19 protein-coding genes and 1 CRISPR repeat array are annotated in these 19,181 nt (G+C 45.5%); of the genes, 3 read left to right on the plus strand and 16 right to left on the minus strand.

The annotated features are described in order from the left end of the window. Positions 1 to 129: 129 nt before the first annotated feature. Entirely contained in the window at positions 130 to 1,539 is a 1,410-nt protein-coding gene (locus B1A98_RS07215; RefSeq protein ID WP_041094973.1) for a sigma-54 interaction domain-containing protein, read from the minus strand. Positions 1,540 to 2,017: 478 nt separating this feature from the next. Here B1A98_RS07215 and B1A98_RS07220 point away from each other — a divergent pair, with 478 nt between their 5' ends. The 3 genes from B1A98_RS07220 (at position 2,018) to B1A98_RS07230 (ending at position 6,448) form a co-directional block, all read left to right on the plus strand. Continuing rightward, positions 2,018 to 3,418, plus strand: coding sequence for a vWA domain-containing protein (locus tag B1A98_RS07220; protein ID WP_063384709.1), 1,401 nt, complete (start codon positions 2,018 to 2,020; stop codon positions 3,416 to 3,418). A gap of 225 nt (positions 3,419 to 3,643) precedes the next feature. Then, positions 3,644 to 5,620 carry a methyl-accepting chemotaxis protein gene (locus tag B1A98_RS07225; RefSeq protein ID WP_063384708.1) on the plus strand — a complete coding sequence of 659 codons (1,977 nt, stop codon included), beginning with the start codon at positions 3,644 to 3,646 and terminating at the stop codon, positions 5,618 to 5,620. A 102-nt stretch (positions 5,621 to 5,722) separates the two neighbouring features. Further along, positions 5,723 to 6,448: a ZIP family metal transporter gene (locus B1A98_RS07230; RefSeq protein ID WP_063384707.1), complete on the plus strand. Its 726-nt coding sequence runs from the start codon at positions 5,723 to 5,725 to the stop codon at positions 6,446 to 6,448. A gap of 38 nt (positions 6,449 to 6,486) precedes the next feature. Here B1A98_RS07230 and B1A98_RS07235 read toward each other — a convergent pair whose 3' ends face one another. The 15 genes from B1A98_RS07235 to cas5c form a co-directional block, all read right to left on the minus strand. After that, on the minus strand, positions 6,487 to 6,912 hold the full coding sequence (locus B1A98_RS07235) for an Hsp20/alpha crystallin family protein (protein WP_063384706.1): 426 nt from the start codon (positions 6,910 to 6,912) through the stop codon (positions 6,487 to 6,489). A gap of 27 nt (positions 6,913 to 6,939) precedes the next feature. Beyond that, the gene (locus tag B1A98_RS07240) at positions 6,940 to 7,158 is read right to left on the minus strand and encodes a spore germination protein (RefSeq protein ID WP_063384705.1); all 219 of its coding nucleotides are present in this window, start codon (positions 7,156 to 7,158) and stop codon (positions 6,940 to 6,942) included. A gap of 46 nt (positions 7,159 to 7,204) precedes the next feature. Beyond that, on the minus strand, positions 7,205 to 7,585 hold the full coding sequence (locus tag B1A98_RS07245; protein WP_063384704.1) for a spore germination protein GerPE: 381 nt from the start codon (positions 7,583 to 7,585) through the stop codon (positions 7,205 to 7,207). A gap of 13 nt (positions 7,586 to 7,598) precedes the next feature. Next, positions 7,599 to 7,775 (minus strand): hypothetical protein, encoded by a 177-nt coding sequence (locus B1A98_RS07250; RefSeq protein WP_063384703.1) that lies wholly within the window; start codon positions 7,773 to 7,775, stop codon positions 7,599 to 7,601. Next, entirely contained in the window at positions 7,772 to 8,398 is a 627-nt protein-coding gene (gene gerPC, locus B1A98_RS07255) for a spore germination protein GerPC (RefSeq protein WP_063384702.1), read from the minus strand. Before gerPC ends, B1A98_RS07250 begins: the two co-directional genes overlap by 4 nt. A 45-nt stretch (positions 8,399 to 8,443) precedes the next feature. Then, on the minus strand, positions 8,444 to 8,653 hold the full coding sequence (locus tag B1A98_RS07260; RefSeq protein ID WP_041094989.1) for a spore germination protein GerPB: 210 nt from the start codon (positions 8,651 to 8,653) through the stop codon (positions 8,444 to 8,446). Between the two features lie 27 nt (positions 8,654 to 8,680). Continuing rightward, a complete protein-coding gene (locus B1A98_RS07265) occupies positions 8,681 to 8,902 on the minus strand; it encodes a spore germination protein (protein WP_063384701.1) in 222 nt (73 codons plus the stop codon). Positions 8,903 to 9,123: 221 nt separating this feature from the next. After that, complete coding sequence (locus tag B1A98_RS07270; protein ID WP_063384700.1) at positions 9,124 to 9,510, minus strand: DUF8042 domain-containing protein; 387 nt, start codon at positions 9,508 to 9,510, stop codon at positions 9,124 to 9,126. 35 nt (positions 9,511 to 9,545) lie between these two features. Continuing rightward, a complete protein-coding gene (fliD, locus tag B1A98_RS07275) occupies positions 9,546 to 11,615 on the minus strand; it encodes a flagellar filament capping protein FliD (RefSeq protein WP_063384699.1) in 2,070 nt (689 codons plus the stop codon). 305 nt (positions 11,616 to 11,920) lie between these two features. Beyond that, a CRISPR array of direct repeats spans positions 11,921 to 13,543; the repeat unit is 32 nt; unit sequence ATTTCAATCCACGCACTCATATAGAGTGCGAC. A 158-nt stretch (positions 13,544 to 13,701) separates the two neighbouring features. Further along, entirely contained in the window at positions 13,702 to 13,992 is a 291-nt protein-coding gene (gene cas2 / locus B1A98_RS07280; protein ID WP_063384873.1) for a CRISPR-associated endonuclease Cas2, read from the minus strand. 9 nt (positions 13,993 to 14,001) lie between these two features. Continuing rightward, positions 14,002 to 15,033 carry a type I-C CRISPR-associated endonuclease Cas1c gene (gene cas1c, locus B1A98_RS07285; protein ID WP_063384698.1) on the minus strand — a complete coding sequence of 344 codons (1,032 nt, stop codon included), beginning with the start codon at positions 15,031 to 15,033 and terminating at the stop codon, positions 14,002 to 14,004. After that, positions 15,030 to 15,689 (minus strand): CRISPR-associated protein Cas4, encoded by a 660-nt coding sequence (gene cas4, locus B1A98_RS07290; protein WP_063384697.1) that lies wholly within the window; start codon positions 15,687 to 15,689, stop codon positions 15,030 to 15,032. Before cas4 ends, cas1c begins: the two co-directional genes overlap by 4 nt. Further along, positions 15,679 to 16,536, minus strand: a complete 858-nt coding sequence (cas7c, locus tag B1A98_RS07295; protein ID WP_063384696.1) for a type I-C CRISPR-associated protein Cas7/Csd2 — start codon at positions 16,534 to 16,536, stop codon at positions 15,679 to 15,681. The genes cas4 and cas7c overlap by 11 nt, the downstream gene beginning before the upstream one ends. A 2-nt stretch (positions 16,537 to 16,538) precedes the next feature. Further along, positions 16,539 to 18,440 carry a type I-C CRISPR-associated protein Cas8c/Csd1 gene (cas8c, locus tag B1A98_RS07300; RefSeq protein WP_063384695.1) on the minus strand — a complete coding sequence of 634 codons (1,902 nt, stop codon included), beginning with the start codon at positions 18,438 to 18,440 and terminating at the stop codon, positions 16,539 to 16,541. Further along, positions 18,441 to 19,157: a type I-C CRISPR-associated protein Cas5c gene (cas5c, locus tag B1A98_RS07305; protein ID WP_063384694.1), complete on the minus strand. Its 717-nt coding sequence runs from the start codon at positions 19,155 to 19,157 to the stop codon at positions 18,441 to 18,443. Positions 19,158 to 19,181: the final 24 nt, after the last annotated feature.

Here is a 19,181-nt window from a genome sequence, read left to right on the forward strand (position 1 = left end):
AAACGAGACCCTTCCACTGACAAACCTTTTAATAGAGCGAAAATTTAAATATTTTTCATCTTTTGAACGCTCTTTCAGATCAAAAAACCTGCCAAAACCCTGAAAAAAACCGCCGAAATTTCGGCGGTTTTATGATAGACCCAATTTTGTTAATTTATATTGCAATGTTTGCCGAGGAATTTCCAACAGCTTCGCAGCTTTTTGAATGTTGCCGCCGGTTTCGGCCAAGGCCTGCCGAATTAAGTTTTCCTCTGTTTCCATCAATGCTTGGCGCAGCGGCTGCAGCGGGGCAGCTGCGCCATTTTCCGGCGGCGCCTCTCCTGTTATGTGCAGCGGAATGTGATCAAGCGTGATGATATCGCCGTCCATCACATTCATCGCCGACTCAATGGCATGTTCAAGCTCCCGGACATTCCCTGGCCAGTTATAACGATTAAAGACTGCCTTGACTTCCTCTGCTACCTTAGTGACGAGCTTGCCAAAAAGAAAGTTATATTTTTGGACAAAATGATCCGTCAAAAGCGGGATATCACCTTTTCTATTCCTTAGCGGCGGGATCTGCAAGTTGATGACATTTAAACGATAATACAAATCGGAACGCAGCGTTTTTTCACGCAGGCACACCTCTGCCGGCTCATTCATGGCTGCAATAATCCGAACGTTCACCTCATGCTCTTTCGTTCCGCCTACTCTGCGAATGACGCCATTTTCCAGCACCCTTAACAGTTTCGCCTGAATATCTAGCGGCATTGAGTTAATTTCATCCAAAAAGAGCGTTCCGCCGTCGGCAAGCTCGAATAATCCTGGCCGATCGACCGCCCCTGTATAGCTGCCCTTTGCCGTTCCGAATAAAATGCCTTCAAGCAAGGAGGAAGGAATCGCCGCACAGTTTTGAGCGATAAACGCTTCTGACTGGCGCGGGGAAGCATTATGGATCGACTGAACCAGCAGCTCCTTCCCTGTCCCGGTTTCCCCGTATATCAGTATAGGTGATGAGGTAGCTGCCACCTTCAGTGCTTTCTTTTTTAATTGTTCAAAAGCGGCATCATTCGTAATGATATCGGTCACATGGTACTTAGCACCCGCCTGGGTAGTTGCCGCCTTTTTTTTCCGTTGTCCGGTCTCCACCTTAGCCTGCAGATCAATCAGCTTTTCTGATAATTGCTTCACCTTAGTCAGGTCCTTGGCAATTTCTACCGCTCCGACAAGCTCCCCATCCACTTTAATTGGAAGGGTTGTATTCACCATATCAATCAGCGTTCCCCGGATATTATAGTAGGACTGATGCTGATTATAAATCGGCTCCCCAGTCTGAATAACCTTCATTAAGGTACTCGTTGCCGGAGATAAAGAAGGAAACGCTTCCAACAAATGCTTGCCGAGAACCTCCTCGCGTTCAACAGCGTCATGCTTCGCGGCCACATGGTTGTAAAAAACGGTTATTCCATTCGCATCTACCGCATGAATGCCTTCGTCAATCGTGCCCAAAATGGCCTGAATCATCTCCATCTCTTTCTTGTCCGTTCCATTCAACAGCATTTTGAACAACTCTCCTTCTTCACTTACAAAAACACTGCAAGAATCAGCAGCATCTGCCGCCTCTTTCTTGTCTGTACGTTTATTCCATTTTAAGACAGGTGTCCCCGTAATAATCAATGCCGGATTTTTGTCATTTTGCCGCCGATTTTTCGGCACTTATACCAAATCTGTCCAGCCTTCGACAACTTCCTGCTTTTTACAGCAAGAAGTGAATGACAAATTTTTACTGATATTTATCTTTTTTATACAGCCTGGTAGCCAGACCATTCTTTTCAGCATTTCTTAAGTTTGACAGCTTTATATTATCATAAGAAAGAAATTGGAAGAAGCTTATCTTGGTTTTATCCGCCGCCAAGCGCGGGACTAAAGATTTAAATCGATTAGCTAAACGCCTCTTAATCCCTTCCTTTTTCATCTAGTTTTGGATAATTTAGTTTGACATAATAAAAAATAATCGTACTTTTTAGGAGGATAGAGGATGAAAGAGTTCAAATATCCCAGCATCGGAATGATGCTATTAGCTGCTTTGCTGCTTCTCACCGCTTGTTCCACCGGCCAGGAGGAAACCGAGCTAAATAAAAAGAAGGCACAAGCGGACGCTTCCCGCAGCACTACACCAGCTGACGAGGTTCCCAAGGCTCCAAGAACAGCAGAAGATATGATCTCCCAAAAGCCCGGTTGGCTGATGAAGAAACACTTCGATGAGGAGATCGAAGCCGTCCAACCGATTGATTGGTTTCAGTACCGCAACTTTTACGAGAAAACCTTCCAGCCGATAATGGAAAAGGAGATTGGCGATTATTTTAAGAAGAATGAAAAGCAAACGAGTGATGAAGTATATGATTACCTCGTCTATACCCTCGGCTCAGGGCAGTACAAGAAATTCTACGAACCGCTCGATTCATTTGAATCCGGTTTCCAGGCCCCTGATCTGCCAGAAGGGAAGGAAAGCACGGAAAGAAAACAAAAACAGCAGAACGTGGTCATGTTAATGGACGCGAGCGGCAGCATGAAAGCGAAGGTTCCCGGAGGGGTGAAAATGGATTTGGCGAAAGCAGCCATTGAAGAATTCGCGGCTGGGCTTCCTAAAGGAACAGCGGTCTCATTGCTCGTTTACGGGCATGTAGGCAGCGGAAGTGAGACCGACCAAGCGAAGTCATGCCGGGCCATTGAGGCAGTCTTCCCGCTGGCACCCTATGAAAAGGGGGCCTTTAAAGCAGCAACCGGCTCCTTCCAGGCGAGCGGATGGACGCCACTGGCCGCTGCTATCAACCAAGCAGCCGATATTCTTTCTGCCTACCCATCCGATCAATATACCAACAGCGTCTATATAGTCAGCGATGGCATAGAAACGTGCGGCGGCGATCCAGTGGCAGCCGCCAAAAAGCTGCAAGCTCAAAATATTCAAGCACAGGTGAATATTATCGGCTTCGATGTTGACGACTCCGGCCAAAAGCAGCTTAAAGAAGTGGCTGAAGCCGGCGGCGGTGACTATGCGACCGTCAAAAATAAGGAAGAGCTGCAAATGCAAGTCACCAAAAAGTGGCGCCCTTCCCTCTTTGAAATAGTCGGAAAGCAAGGCGTTCCGCTTCATGAATATGTCAGCAAAACAAGCGAGCTATCCGATTATAAAGGGCGGCTGACTGACTTAAGCGACCGTGAGAAAAATCGGATGACCAATGCCCTCTCCTTTCTCTCCAGCCAAAAGCTGATCGACGATCAAACGAAAGAAGAAGTGCAAACTCTTGCTGAAGAAATGAATCAGGTGCGCAACAGCCATTTTCAACGTGTCTATGAGGCAAAATCCCAAAAGCTGGAAGAACACAAAAAGGAGATTGACAGCAAAGTAGAAGACTGGAAGGAGAAGTGGCAAGAATAACCATATAAAACAGGTCCGCCCCAAAAAATCCTTTTAGGGGCGGACCTGTTTTCGCGTTCCAGCCTCCCCCCTAGAAAAATAGGAATATATGCCTATAAATCTCATTTTCATCTGAGCAGATATTAAAGTTTGTATATTTTTACCGATACATAGAATAGTCTTTATCCATTGGTTAAAGATTAATCATCCAGAGAATAGACATTCATAGAAAAGAGGTTATTGGCAGTGGGAAGCTTTTTTAGACGTTTGGGTACGTTGCGGGCCAAACTGATTTTATCTTTTTCCATTATCTTGATAATTCCATCCCTTTTGATCGGGACCCTGTCATACGGCACAGCAAAGGAAGCAGTCAAGCAGGAAATGTTGTCCGGTTTTTCCGAAAACCTTCATATGTTAAACTCTTCAATTGATCAAATGATTGAAGCAAAAAGTCATGATATCAGTCTCTTTTCCAAAAGCATCCGCGCTGAAGACTATAAAGGCAATAACAGTGTCAGGCTGCGCCAAAGATTAGCAGAATACGCCAAGCTGCATCCGGAAGCGTTCAGCCTATATGTCGGAACAGCAGATGGCTTATTCATTGAGGAGCCGGTGATTACCGATACGGCGAGCTATGATCCCCGGACGAGAGACTGGTATAAAGAGTCGATGGCACGAAAAGGCGAAACCGTCATCTCCAAGCCTTACCCGGATGTCACGACAGGCGATATGGTCGTCACCATCTCCCAATCGACAGCAGACGGCTCTGGCGTAGTGGCTGTTGATATTAACCTGGCCTACATTCAAGGGTTAATCAAAGAAGTAAAGATTGGCCGGGAAGGATATGCATTTCTTTTAGATAAAGGCCAAACCTCGATGGTTCACCCTTCCATCGAGGCCGGTGAGCAGGCGACGGAACCGTTTTATCAAGCATTGTACGAAAAGGAAAAAGGACAGTTTAACTATACAGCCAGTGAACAGGAAAGAGCCATGAGCTTCGTCACCAACAAACTGACTGGCTGGAAAATAGGCGGAACGATTGGGCAGGCAGAATTCACAGAAGCGGCCTTCCCGATCTTTCAAAAGACGCTGTTCGTGATTTTCATAGCGATGCTGGCTGGCGCTGCCGTGGTTTTCTTTATTATCAAGTCTATTATTAAACCGCTCAGAAGACTGAAGGAGCAAGCAATCACGATAAGCAAAGGTGACCTGACAGAGGAAGTAAATATACAATCTGCCGATGAAATCGGCCAGCTGGCCCAGGCTTTTCAAACGATGCAGACAAACATTAAGCAGCTTGTGCAAAAAATTGAAGTGAACGCAGAGCAAGTGGCGTCTTCATCAGAAGAATTAACAGCAAGCGCAGAACAAACAAGCGCGGCTACAGAGCAAGTGGCGGTTTCAATCCAGGAAGTCGCAGGCAGTGCAGAAAAGCAGATGGCGGGTGTCGATCAAAATGCGCGCTCTTTAGGGGAAGTATCTCAAGGAGCCGTGCAAATTGCTGGGCGCTCGGCGAAAGTTTCCGAGCTGGCCCAAGAGACGACTGCCCAGGCCGAGGAAGGCGGCCAAGCCGTTGCCGATACCGTTCGGCAAATGCAGTCGATCCAGCAGTCTGTAGAAGAATCAAACGCGATGATTCATTCGCTGTATGAACGCTCTAAGGAAGTCAGTTCGATTTTAAACGCAGTGACTGAGATTGCCGAGCAAACGAACCTTCTTGCTTTAAACGCAGCCATCGAAGCGGCCAGGGCCGGTGAGCATGGCAAAGGGTTTGCCGTTGTGGCCAATGAAGTACGCAAGCTGGCCGAGCAGTCACAACAATCGGTCAAAGAAATCTTTACAATCGTCCAGGGGATTCAGAAGGACACAGAAACCTCTGTCCAAGTGATGGCCCAAGTGACGGACAACGTGCAAAGCGGTGTCGCTATATCCAATGAAGCCATCGAAAAGTTCCGTTCCATTCTCCAGAGCACAAGAAACATTACCCCGCAAATGGAGGAAGTGTCAGCTACAGCCCAGCAAATGGCGGCAGCTGTTCAAGAGGTAACGGATATGACCAATGAATTATCTCTGATTGCTAAAGGAAACGCAGCTACTTCAGAGGAGGTTGCTGCCTCAACCGAGGAACAATTAGCTTCCATGGAAGAAATCTCAGCCTCTTCCCAGGCGTTATCCTCCATGGCGGAAGAATTGCAAGAGCTGATCTCTCATTTTAAATGCTAATACGGCGTGCTGTCTCTTTCGGGCAGCACGCTTTTTCTTTACGTGTAAAAACAAAGATTCAGGGAATAGGCAAAGGACAATGCTTGGAAAGGAATGACGGCTATGGGTGAAGCCTTGCTTTGGGGGGCAATCGCCGGCGCGGCCAATTTACTCGGCGCTGTTGCCGTATTGCTTATTTCTCTCCCTAAACGGCTGATTGGCTATATTATGGCTCTTGGAACAGGGGCACTTATCGCTGCGGTTTCCTATGACCTTCTCGAAGAAGCGATGAAGCTGAGCGGGCTGAAGGATCTGGCTTTCGGTTTTCTCGGCGGGGCCCTTCTCTTTACTGTGCTGGATATGCTTGTGAACCGCAAAGGCGCTCAGCACCGCAAACGCTCCGGGGAAGGCAGCGCTTCACCGGATGCATCCGGTTCAGGCATGGCCATTTTCATCGGTACGATTATGGACGCCATTCCGGAAACGGCCATGATCGGGCTGAGCCTGATTAACGGCGGCGTCAATCCGGCACTCGTTGCAGCTATTTTTATCAGTAACTTTCCAGAGGGGCTCTCCAGCACATCCGGCCTCCTCAAAGGCGGCTTCAGCAAAAGAAAAGTCATCATGATGTGGATGCTTGTCCTCGCTGCCTCAGCCTTAAGCGCTCTGGCCGGCTACATCTTTTTAGACCATGCATCGGACAGTACGAAAGCCTTGCTCCGCTCTTTTGCAGCGGGCGGCATTATTGCGATGATCGCCTCTACTATGGCACCTGAAGCCTACGAAAAAGGCGGACCTCTCGTTGGGTTGATTACCGCTGCCGGTATTTTCCTTACCTTGCTGCTTTAATAGACAATGGGTGCCCTTTGATAGGCACCCATTGTCTTCTATTCCACATCTCGAATCAAGATGCCTGTATGCTCGTTATGCGGCATGCGCCGGACTAACTGGACAGCCAGCAGCCCTCTCTTGTAGGAAGCCTCCACCTGATCCGCTCGCACAGGAAAGGGCAGGTTAATGATGCGTGTGAAGGCTCCTTCATGAAACTCTTCCTGAACGACGCGAAACCCCTTATGATCAAAGCGGATATCACAGCGGACCTCGAGCATTTGTTCATGAACATTTAAATGGATATCCTCTACTTTTGGAACCCCCGGCAGAAGAAACAAACACATCAGCTTATCTTTAGATTCATACAAATTGACACGCAGCTGATTGTCCGTCCCTTTGAAATAGTGATGGAACTTCCCTTCCACCTCTCCCTCAAAAAACTTTTTAAATAACGAATCCCATCCGTCAAAGTAGTTATCCATCTCTATTCACCACTTTTTTGCAAAGAATCAATTGTTGCCTGCTTGCGGCTGATCAATAAGATCCGGATCGAGGGAATTGGTGATGCTAATGCCGGTGTTTGTCATTGTCAAATCCCCGACATTCGATCCGCCTGCTCCCCGCACTTCTTTTAAAATACTTTTCGGAGCAATATTCAAGGTGTCTCCGAAATTCATCACTCCGCCGTTGCTGTTTACTTTAAACGGTCCAGTAACTATGGAAGGCATTATGAACACTCTTTTCTGTCTGAATTATTCTTATTCTACTTACTGTTTAGGATCGCTTCCCATCATTTAATAATTGCCGGATATTCTTGATCCGGCATTCCGCATTGATGGCTGTGGTCGATCCGATATGAAGCACGCTAGAGGACGAAATAGCCGTAATCGCCACATGCTTCACCCGAATGAAAGGAGACAGGTTGTATCTCGTCACCGTTACATTCTCCTCTATTTGCGGAATAGGCAAGCTTCTTGAAAAAACCGGATACTCGTTAAAATTGCCCTCGCGTCCGTAAAAAACCTCTGCCTCGCGCTGAACAGCCAGTACCCGGCTTCGCAAGTTCAGCTCGGCAGAATCGCCCACTTCAAGAATGGAGCTGTTAAGCATCGTGATCACACGGATATCTTGAACCACAGATGTTCTCTTAAACAATAAAACGCCCTCCTTACTCAGAAGGCAGCGGAACGAACGGCCCGACAATCAAAGACTCAGGCGGTGTATCAAAAGCAGATGACAGAACGATGGTATCCGTATCGCCAATAAAAGCCATGGAGGCACTCGCTACCCCCCGAATCATTATATTCTCTACACAAATCTCCTTGTTCACAACAGTGAAATTCATTTCAAAAAGCCCCCTTCCTTTGGCAGCTGTGCGATAAATTCATCATACGTTTTATGAATATCTTCTTTTACCCTATGAATCATCCGCCCTTCCACTTCTGCCAGTTGTTCTTCCTCAATCTGGCTCATGTTCAGCTGATTTAAATAATAATGAATACGGGAGTCAATTTGCTTTCTAATATCTTCAATAATGTACTGCCGGTAATCCGGGGTAATCACCTGGTTCTTTTGTTGCTCAATCGCATGAAAATCCGGGTAGCAATGGCCATTTAAATAATCATGGATTTGCCGCTGAATATTCCCGAATAACAGCAGCCGCTGCTGGGGATTCATCACCGGCACGGTTACCTCATTTTGTTCAACAGAAAAATCCTCGATTGTCCCCTTGCCAGTGTTAGGCGTAATGCCAATGTTCAAGGTGCCTTCCAGCCGTTCTACTTTCAATTGATCAAATTTATACTCAATCCGTTCAATATTGGAGGATTGATTTTGTTTTAACGATTGAACTTCCTGTTGAAGTGTTTGAACAGTTTCCTGCAGCTGCATGATCGTTTGCTGCTGGGATTTCACTCGCTCATACATAGTTTGGAGATGGTGGATAATACGGGGATAATCAACATACATATAATCCCCTCCTTACAGCAAAAGTTAAAAGTTCGCAAATGACCATCAGGCACGAGGGGGAGAAAGCGGCACAAGAAAAGGGCGTCCGGCTTGTGTGCCTGGCTGCGGAGCCGGCTCAGTAAATCCCCCGGTATTATAAAGATTGGACAGCGCTTTAATAATGCCCGCACTTCCGATTTGCAAAAAGGAAGAATTGGAGACAGACTCAATTTTTAAGTTGTGGATCACAATGTTTTGGTTAATATGAAAATTCATCAGCTCCCCCTCCCTGTCCAAGCAGCCTTAAAGAACATTTTGAATACTGGAATCGATCGCATCAGAATCATACGTATTCGTAGAGCTATACTCGTTTCTGACCATTATGCCTTCTCCTGTATTAAAGGACCCTGCTCCGGCAAAGGTTTTTACTGTGGAGGACGGAGCAATCGTGTACACATCACCGATATTAAAAACACTGCCGCTTCCTATGCTGTTCACTTTTATCGCTCCGACAATCGCTGGCATGTATCTCATCCCTTTTCGAAAGCAATTCCTACTAGTACAATATGAAGAAGCGGAGTAAATGTGATAAACGTCTAGGCCGGAGCGCTATTTTCTTCACTTACCATTAATATATTAACCATGAGAAAAAAAATGAAGGAATTCGCGGTTTTTTCGAATTCCTTCTTGAAGGCTAGCGATAAAAAAGGGCGGCTTCGGCATCTTCCAAAGCAGCCCTTCTATTGTTATATACTTACATACGGCAGCAACATCCGTTGCATCTCCCCAGCCCAGTCACGAAAAGCCGGATAGAGGCCTTCTATGATGATCTGTTCGCGCCGCTTTAGATCCGTAAAGGACGCTTCAAGCTCAAGAGCTTGCTCGGCCACCGTGTGGAATCGTTGAATCGTCTCTTGCAAGCCCGTTTGAAAAATGCGCTGCAGCGTTTCATTTGCCTGCCCCGCTTGATATAAAGCGGAGAAAATGTCTGCCAGCATGCGATCGCTCTCTGTATGGCTATAGTCTTCAAAGCTCCTAATGATATACACAAAACCTTCTTCAATCGTTCCAAGCAAGTCCACATATTGTTTCACAAAGTCGAATTGCTCTTCCGTTAACTGCCGTCTTTCCAATACACCCACCCAGTTTCTTTCATTCTGCGCCAGCCTTACTGGCCGCCAAACTGATTCATTAAGTACATTGACTGCTGATTCGAGCGCTGAATCGCTTTTTCCATGGCTGTAAATTGACGCCAATAGCGGTCTTCGACTTGAACGAGCCGCTTTTCAAAACTGTTGATCCGGCTGTCAATCCCTTTCAGCGTCCGGCCGATCGCAAACTGCTGCTGCGTGGAAAACGAATTCCCCGCTTTCTCCTTCAATTGGTTCATCGTCTTGCTAACCGTATCGTACAGGCGCTGAACAATTCCTTTTTGGCTATCTGTCGGGCCATCGCCTCGGAAAAGGTTTTCTACCGATTCCGGATCTTCCTCGATCGCCTTGCGCAGTTTTGCTTCATTGATTTCCAGCTTGCCGCCTTCTAAATAGTTGGCGGTCGTCGTGATTCCTATCTTCGCTAACTGATTGAACGCTCCCGATACTTTATCATTCGTCACTGGCTGTGAGAAGTTCATACGCATATTTGTTAACACACTTCCGAGCAAAGGGTCCCGGCGCAAAAGACCGCTCTTCGCCATCTCCTCCCACTTCTCCTGCTGCTTGTCACTTAATGTTTCCCGCTGATCATCGGTTAACGGTGTGTATTTTCTGTACCGCTCTTCGCTAGTTTTCTTCTGGATCTTATCAATCAATTCATTATATTTATTAACAAACTCTTTAATATTATCAAACACCTTGGTACTGTCGTTATTGACAGATACACTCACTTCCTCAGCAAATGTCTGCTTGAGCGTAAAGGTAACCCCGTTCATTTCGAAGGTGTTGGAGTTTCTTTCAGTTGTCAGGCCGTTAATAGTAAAGACTGCATTTTTCCCGCCTGTAAGCTTGGCCGTATCATCAAATTTAAATATATCTTTCATTAACAAGCCTTCAACCGTTATATCTGGCCCTGCATCGTTAAACTTTCCTGTTTCCGCACGGTTCAATGTCATCTGTCCGGACTGTTTATCATAAAACAGATTAATCCCCACATTAGAACTATTCACTCGATTGCCTAATTGGGTAAGAGATTCATTACCTTGTACAATAAAATTTTCATGCATATTTCCCTTGGAGGTAGCCGTATCCAAGCTAAACGTCGTGTAATTTTGTTTATATGTGACTTCTATTGTGTATTTGGCTTGTTCTTCCCCTGCGTTAGCTTTCGGAGGCAAGTCCATTTTTCCATCAACAAACGTAATCTTGCCTGTCACCTTGTCAAATGTAGCTACCGCATCAGAAAAGCCGGTGTCTTCTTCCTTAAATACTTGTCCATTATTTACAACATAGTTTTGTGATGTGCCATCGTCTTTTTTAAGAGAAAAAGACGTTACTGCACTGATGGATCCACGTGAAAGCTGAATCGATTGAGAGTCATAAGCCAGCGTGACAGTATCAGTTTTCTCCTTCGCAATATAATCCACGCGGACAGAGCTATCCTTCGCTATATTTTGCTTGAACTGAATATTTCCTGTAGCGCTGTCTACAAATACGTGAGTACTATCATCAGAGGCAAGTGCCTCCCATTTACTTTGATCAGTAATTACTTTATAGCCTTTGCCGTTTACTTTTACGCTCCATGAGGAAAAATCATCTAGATTAGCTGTAGGAACTTCTAAGGAAAACGTAGCTTTACTTCCATCTGCCGTAAATGATTTTGTTTCGACTGTTCCTGTTCTCCACATATCCGGTGTACTTTGAGTCTGGCTATATAAATCCTTACTAGGATCAAGTTCAATTTTTCCAGTGCCGCTTAAAAGACGTTCTGAACTAGCTAAAGCATCAACTTTTGAAATTTGATAAGAAGACGCTCCAGCCGCACTGCTCGCTGTCGCTGTCACCCGATCTTCATTTGTTGACGCTGCCACTCTCGCCCGATATTTCGTCGTTAACTTCATTTGCGTTAACTCCGAACGGAAATCTAACAGCAGCGTATTCATTGTCCGGTAGTCATCCCGCTGCCATTCCAGCACTTGCTTTTTTTGCTTCAGTTTATCAAGCGGCATCCGTTCTGCTTTCATCAGATCCTTGACCATCTGATCAATATCCATACCGCTCGCCAATCCGCCGATTCGGACCATTTGTCCCCCACTCCTTCTTTTTGTATTTCACTCATGTACCTATTGATCTACAAGCTTTTCTTTCGATTATATACTCCATTTTTTATATCGGTTGCTTCGGAGGGAAGTTAACAACATTGCCAAAACAATTGAAAGAAAAAGCAAGAAGTGCCTGTCGAATTCACATACTCATCAAATGATTGACTTCTACACAGAATAAGGAAAAAGCACATAAGCAGCTCTGTTTGAGAAGATATTGCTTCAATTCAAATAATTATATAGAGTGCAACCTTGAATTTCTTGACGTCGCCGGCCGCTGTTTCCGGATTTCAAACCACGCACTCATATAGAGTGCGACGCTATAAGGAGGGGTGATATGAGACACATACCAAGAATTTCAATCCACGCACTCATATAGAGTGCGACCCGGCAATTCTGTGAAATGCTGCTTCCATCCCTGATTTCAATCCACGCACTCATATAGAGTGCGACACAATCGGCTCCCCTTGTGCATCTGTCTTTTCAGAATTTCAATCCACGCACTCATATAGAGTGCGACGGGATTGTTGCCAGCCGTCCAGGCATGGCGGTGTGATTTCAATCCACGCACTCATATAGAGTGCGACGCAAGAAGCGCAAAAACAACAACTGTCTGCTGATATTTCAATCCACGCACTCATATAGAGTGCGACGTGCATCTTATGTCCGCCAGGCAGCCACGATGCTATTTCAATCCACGCACTCATATAGAGTGCGACACTTAACAACCCGTGGGATTACCCAGCCAGAAGCTATTTCAATCCACGCACTCATATAGAGTGCGACATGGAGGGGTTGTGGATTATAACATGAAAAGGAGGATTTCAATCCACGCACTCATATAGAGTGCGACGGGTGACGGCACAGTCACAATTAAATTCATTTCTATTTCAATCCACGCACTCATATAGAGTGCGACCCATGGCCACCGTAGCCACACCTGTTTTTGCTTATTTCAATCCACGCACTCATATAGAGTGCGACACAATGGTAGGAGGATTCGTTCAAAAGTTAAATATTTCAATCCACGCACTCATATAGAGTGCGACATTAACATGAATAAAACAGTCGAGAGTATTAAAATTTCAATCCACGCACTCATATAGAGTGCGACGAGTACCGCAATGCCTGGCGAGGTGCTTATGTCATTTCAATCCACGCACTCATATAGAGTGCGACATACAAGGCCGTGCAAGTCGATGTCGTGCCGCTTATTTCAATCCACGCACTCATATAGAGTGCGACACGCCGATGGATGGTGAGGTAATCTACAAATACATTTCAATCCACGCACTCATATAGAGTGCGACGACTTCTCGTCACAAGGGCTTCCAAATATTGGAGATTTCAATCCACGCACTCATATAGAGTGCGACGACAGCTGCCCGTCCATCATTCCTTTTTGGTCAGAATTTCAATCCACGCACTCATATAGAGTGCGACATTAGCTCGATGTCCGTTTTATTACCAACATCGCCATTTCAATCCACGCACTCATATAGAGTGCGACGATCTTTTTAAAAATGTTATCAATGTTATCATAATTTCAATCCACGCACTCATATAGAGTGCGACGGCAAGTTGCGTTCCATTGCGAGGACCGTCCGCTATTTCAATCCACGCACTCATATAGAGTGCGACTTGTCCTAAGCATGAAGTAAAGGGGGTTATGGGGTTGATTTCAATCCACGCACTCATATAGAGTGCGACTAAATTCCTGTAAATCAGATTCCGGCAGTTGACGATTTCAATCCACGCACTCATATAGAGTGCGACGGGCAAGTTGCGTTCCATTGCGAGGACCGTCCGCTATTTCAATCCACGCACTCATATAGAGTGCGACGATCATAAGCAGTGCCGATAAATCCAGACATATAAATTTCAATCCACGCACTCATATAGAGTGCGACAGCGATTTTAGGGTAAAAGGAATTAAAAAAAATACATTTTCACCCAAAACCAACTATTTTCTTTAATGAATTAAAGAACAAAGTGTAAAATATTCGCTCGAACCAAAGAAATTTTAGTGCGAATGAGTCAGAGTATTTATGAGCGCTTTCTATTCGCACTAGAAAATCAGCGGTCCTTCTAGGTCGACTGATGGTTTTGATCCAATATGCTCGACTTTTGTCTTGTAATTATTGCCCAGTCTGTAAAATCTGAGACTATCCTGTTCTGGATCAATGAGATTGGCTAGTTCGATTTTCAGGACAGCAAATTGAGCGGCATCCACCACGCATTCAAACACTGAGTTTTGGACACGCTGGCCATAATTTTGACAGACCTTTGAAACCTTTCGCAGTCTTCTTTTTCCTTCACTGTTCCCCGTGCTGACATCGTATGTAATTAAAATCAGCAATTCAAACACCTACTTCCATAAAAATGGCGGATATTCGTCGAGGTCATCACGCAAATACCGGGCTAACAGAAGGGCTTGCACATGAGGGACAAGCCCCCAAGAAATTTTTTCTCCTATATACGGGTGGGTGATTTTTTCCTGTTTTTTATTTTGCCAAGCTGATAAAAATTTCTTTCGAGCTTCGTCTGTCATTAAAACAGCACCGTTTTCCTTTTTGTAAAAATCATTTTTATTGACAACCTTTTTATTGATTAAGGACAGCACAAACCGGTCGGCATACACCCCACGCAATTCCTCCATCACATCTAAAGCGAGCGAAACTCTCCCTGGCCTGTCGCGGTGAAGAAAGCCAACATATGCATCCAGCCCGACCCCTTCTAATGCGGCTGTCATGTCATTGGCTAAGAGTGTATAAGCAAAGGACAACATCGCATTGACATTATCTAGGGGAGGCCGGCGGGAGCGACCGTGGAAATAAAAATCTTCTTTCTGTTGCAAGATCATTTGATTCATTAATTTATTATAGCTGATCGCCGCCTGTCCTTCCCATCCCCTTAGCTCAGCTAAATCTTCACACTTTCTGATCTCAAGAAGAATAGCTGATAAATGTTGCGACACATTTTTAAATTGTGCAACATCTATACGCAGCGGATAATCTCTTGTCAGGCGCTCAATGATCCATTTATTGTTATAGATCTTGCCGATAATAAAGTTGCGGGCGATTTTGGCCGACTTCTCTTCATCTTCAGATAAACGATATTGTTTTTTTCTAAGCACGACATTCCCCTTGCTTTGGCCGATTACTCTAGCCAGAAATCGGCCGGAAGCCGTCAGAAAGGTTAGCGAAATATTTCGGTCTGCACAATATCCCATTAATGCCGGGCTAGCGCCTATATAGCCGAAAGATACGATAGATTCCAAGTTATGCAAAGGGAGCCTGCCCAGCCTCTCCTGTTCCTTTAAAAGAACGATGTTGTCTCCGTCCAGTGATAAATAAACGTCGGGCTGAGTGATAAACAGCGTATTCAATAGCTTCTTCATTCGAGGATCCTTCCTTCAATATAACTTTTCACAGACCGTTTTGCCATTAGTTTGGGCAGGCAAACCTGTTGAAGGGAGCAACTATTACAGAAGGCTCCGGTTTTCACTTTGGGCGTGTGCCTGCGATGATAGTAATCATGCATTTCTTCTACAACAGCACGCACTTTATTTCGGTATTCTTTCGTTATCGGCACTTCTACCCGGCGCTTGATCTCATTGTAAAACAAGTAGCCGGAAGGGATCTCACACAACAGCATTTCCTCCAAACACATCGCTTGTGCCGTTAATTGCAAAACATCCGCATCGTTTGCTTTAGGCTTTCCGCGCTTGTACTCAACAGGATAAACCGCATATTTTCCCGTCTCGCCGTCTAATTCTATACCGTCTGGATGCTGAATAAATTCCACGACATCACAAATGCCGCTTATCCTCAAATCTCTTGACTGGACCGGCATCGCCCGGACAACCAGTTTATCGCGCCGCTTTTCCCTAAGAAATGGTTGATCTGCTTTTTGATGAAGATGCTGCCCCTCAATCGTCCTGACATTTTCTTCCCATTGCTGTTCGATATGGATAAGAGCCCACTGTCGACGGCAAAACTGGAAATGCTGAATACCTGACAGCATCAAATAGCCGGCTTCTTCATCAAAGGCCATTGAGCACCTCGGCTTTAAGTCCGTCCAATTCATGAACTTCAATTGAATAATCATTAATAGACTTTGGTTCATCTGCCTTGCGCCGAACCTGAAGCAGGCGGTGGACCTTCGCGGAAGAGTATTGGCCAAGCTTTGACTGATGCTCCCACCAGCATACTTTATGCACTTCCATACTGCCGTCTGGACGCGCGGCTGATGCATCATTTTCAAACATTGTTACGAGCGCTTGTTTGATTTTCTCAGCATCTTCATTGGTGAATCCTGTTTTTTCCGCCAGTTGCGTGTTGATACTGCCGTAAAACACATATACGCCAAAGTCCACGCGGTGCTTCATTCCCATTGTGTCCGAGCCTTTTTCTTTTCCCGGCTCGGAATTGACGCTCTTTGTAATTTGCATGCTCGTAATATCAATCGGATCCACGCTTGTTGCTGTATGAATCGATACCGGCCCTCGGACGCCAACGGACACCCCTTTGCTGCTCCCTTTAAAAGCAAACACCTGACCGAAGCTTCTAACATCGATCCATTCCCGGCAAGCAATTTCAGCAAATTGTTCGTTGGCATTCTCTTTCGCTTTTAAGGCTTTTGCAAGCTCTTCCTTTGCATCCGCTCTTTCTTTCAAACTGTTAAACTGATCCGTTTTGCGATCATTAGATTGGACAAAAATCGCTTCTCCCATATCAAGCAGGCGGTTTCTGATTTTTCTTTTAATCGCTACATCTGAAATTTCCCCGTGCCCATCATAATTCTGTCGAGGACGGTTGCCATTGAGCGGGTCGCCGTTTGGGTTTGCCTTCGTTACAGATAACACAACAGCAAAATCAATTTTATGATCTAACACATTCATCTTTATTCTTCCTCCTTTTGATAAACGGCGGCTTCTGCCGAATTCGTTTTCTTCTGGTATAGCTCATGGCGTTGACTGTAAAAACCGAGCAAATACGTTCCTGACAAGGGCTTATTATTAAAATCATCCGGGTCAAATTGCGACGCTACTTCATCAATGAGTTTGGATAAATATGTTGCCCGTGTTCCAAGCCGGGCCTGGTATGGCTGCAAAGCCTCCTGAATCGTTTTCCACGTTCTCATCGGATGCTTGGAAAAAGAATTCATATAACGAATCGCGTTCGTAGCCCTTGTTTCCTTTATGTCTAAGGCGCTTCTTTCCAGCACATCTGCAATGGCCAGTAATCGCCCAAATAAATAATTCCTGTCACTATTCTCTTTATTTAACGGCATGCCGCATCCCTCCTGCCTATTGATTAGAGCACAAGTAATGCTCAATGTTTTTTCCCACTCCCACCGTTCCATCGACACTGGGTTAGAAGCCCGCTGCAATGCGCTTCTGACAATATCAAACGGTATTTTTTGGCCGTCAACAATGCAAGGCAGCATCCGTTCCATCAATCCTTTGACGACTTTCTCCCCCGCTTTCGATCCATAAGCCGCAAAAGCAATGTCCTTCGTTGATGGAGCTCCATAAAATTCCACTCGTTCTCCGTCGATCTTGCGGTAGCGGTGTTTCCACACACAAGTTGTATGCCATTCCTTTAACTGGTCTAAATAAAGTTCTTTATTCAGGGTACGGTAATACAAAACTGCCAGCCGGCCTGTTGTTGCCGAATCAAGGACTAATATATTAACATCCTCCTTAGCTGACAGATCATTTTTGTACCCGTCAATTGCCTTAGCCACTTCATTGGCGAACTCCGTATGTGTATATCCTTTCTTCTGGGACACAGCCGGCGCCGGATCGAGAAGAGAAATATCAAAGCTATCTTCCTCGACGCCCGGAAGGTCCTCCGATTTATTCCCCCAGACGAGAAACACGCGTTGATCTACGATTTTTCCTTGTTTGTTAATGAGCCATTTCAGTGCATTGTGCGCTTTTTGGGACACTTCATAGCTAATAGCCGCTGCTTCATTCGCTTCTTTAAACCGCCCTCTGAAAGTAAAGCCGCTCTTATCGTTCGCGGAAATAAGCTTCGCTTTATCCCCGGCATTCCGAATTTTGTTTGCGTGTTTATCTGTGCTGGGCACTTTCTTGCCAGTGACATAGCAATAATCCTCGCCGCCCAGGAAGTCTTGATAAAATTGGATAAACGAGTCGTACATTTCTTTATCTTTCCACACCGTCTCCAGCATCTTTTCGGAAGAATAGACCGTAAATCGGACGAAAGCGCTTTCCTGTCCAGCAGCAACCGCTGAAAAAATAGGCGGCTTTTCTCCAAGAAGGGCTTCCGCCTGCTTGTCCCACTTACTAAGCAGCCGGCCGGCTGCATCCAAATACAGGATGCCTTCCTCTACTAAATCCTTGATCAGGGTGCGCTTCTTTAAGTAATGGTAAATGCTTTTTACTTTGCTCGTTGCATAGGGAGAGGACGCCCATTTTTCAAGTTGGCTGATGTAGCAAGAAAACGGTTCTTCTTGTTTAATCTGCCCGCCGTAAGCAACAAAGTCTCCCGCTACGTAGCTTAATTTATCGTGTAGCGGATAAGGGGCGACTTTCGAACCGGCGCGACTTGCAGAATCTTCCGTACAAGGAATGAGTGTGTTGGCATCGCTTTTGTCCACAAGGTTCGCTGAATGAAACTCTCCCTCTTCTGTCACAGCTACTTCAATGTGAGCTGTTTGAGTTGTATGCGAGACCGGCAGCAGCGTATATTCCTGGCCATTGTATTTCTTTTTTATTTCACCGACTCGATCTGTATTTGATTGATACGTTTCGTATAAATGTAATAGCCAGCTCATTTATTCACCCCCTTCTTGCAGCTGTTCAAGAAGCTCATCGGCTGATGTAACATTCGAACGGTCAAAAAGCTTAGGCTCCACAGTAGCTACGCTGCGGACATGCGTGCACTCATCTGGACGGATGAACTCGATCACCCCGTCTTTCATCACCGGGTTCCATAGGCGCACCTCAAGCTCTCTTCTGCCTGTCTCATCGGGATAGTTGATCCCATGCACCATCGTTCCGAGATGAATGTCACCATACCCATCATAAAATCCCGTTCCTTCGCCGAACACGCAAGGCTCCACATATCCTTGGCACTCGCGCGTTCCTAAGAAGATATCCCGGCGCCCGCCGGCTTTTAAAGCGCGCTTTAGAATGTTATGATGTTTATTTTCGTTGCGGTCAAACGCTAAATCTGGACGATGAGGATTAAAAATGAAATGAGCTTGCACCTGATAACGGACATCTTTCAAGTATGTATAATTGGCGAGTGTATTTCCGCCGCCATACTCGATCGGCCTTACCCCTTTTGACTCCATTTTAATGGCGTTCATTACCCGCACTTTATCAACGACCATTAAAAGCGTCGGCTTCCAATAGATGCTTTCAAAAATCCCTTTTAATGCTTGATATGTCGGTACGTTATACGTCATTTTTTCTCCGCCAAGCTTCATGAGCGGATCCGTAAATAAGGCATAACGGCCGAACACTTCGAACTCAATGGAATTTCTCATGTGATCCACCTCCTTTAGTTGTCA

It is taken from the genome of Pseudobacillus badius, assembly GCF_002189605.1.
Taxonomy (GTDB): domain Bacteria; phylum Bacillota; class Bacilli; order Bacillales; family Domibacillaceae; genus Pseudobacillus; species Pseudobacillus badius.

Coding starts and splice junctions, on each gene's coding strand:
- B1A98_RS07265 (WP_063384701.1), bottom strand. CDS start 8,902: ATGCCAGCGATTGTCGGAGCGATAAAAGTGAACAGCATAGGAAGCGGC.
- gerPC (WP_063384702.1), bottom strand. CDS start 8,398: ATGTATGTTGATTATCCCCGTATTATCCACCATCTCCAAACTATGTAT.
- B1A98_RS07260 (WP_041094989.1), bottom strand. CDS start 8,653: ATGAATTTTCATATTAACCAAAACATTGTGATCCACAACTTAAAAATT.
- B1A98_RS07250 (WP_063384703.1), bottom strand. CDS start 7,775: ATGAATTTCACTGTTGTGAACAAGGAGATTTGTGTAGAGAATATAATG.
- cas7c (WP_063384696.1), bottom strand. CDS start 16,536: ATGAATGTGTTAGATCATAAAATTGATTTTGCTGTTGTGTTATCTGTA.
- cas8c (WP_063384695.1), bottom strand. CDS start 18,440: ATGAGCTGGCTATTACATTTATACGAAACGTATCAATCAAATACAGAT.
- fliD (WP_063384699.1), bottom strand. CDS start 11,615: ATGGTCCGAATCGGCGGATTGGCGAGCGGTATGGATATTGATCAGATG.
- cas5c (WP_063384694.1), bottom strand. CDS start 19,157: ATGAGAAATTCCATTGAGTTCGAAGTGTTCGGCCGTTATGCCTTATTT.
- B1A98_RS07220 (WP_063384709.1), top strand. CDS start 2,018: ATGAAAGAGTTCAAATATCCCAGCATCGGAATGATGCTATTAGCTGCT.
- B1A98_RS07240 (WP_063384705.1), bottom strand. CDS start 7,158: ATGCCTTCCATAGTTACTGGACCGTTTAAAGTAAACAGCAACGGCGGA.
- B1A98_RS07215 (WP_041094973.1), bottom strand. CDS start 1,539: ATGCTGTTGAATGGAACGGACAAGAAAGAGATGGAGATGATTCAGGCC.
- B1A98_RS07230 (WP_063384707.1), top strand. CDS start 5,723: ATGGGTGAAGCCTTGCTTTGGGGGGCAATCGCCGGCGCGGCCAATTTA.
- cas4 (WP_063384697.1), bottom strand. CDS start 15,689: ATGGCCTTTGATGAAGAAGCCGGCTATTTGATGCTGTCAGGTATTCAG.
- B1A98_RS07235 (WP_063384706.1), bottom strand. CDS start 6,912: ATGGATAACTACTTTGACGGATGGGATTCGTTATTTAAAAAGTTTTTT.
- cas1c (WP_063384698.1), bottom strand. CDS start 15,033: ATGAAGAAGCTATTGAATACGCTGTTTATCACTCAGCCCGACGTTTAT.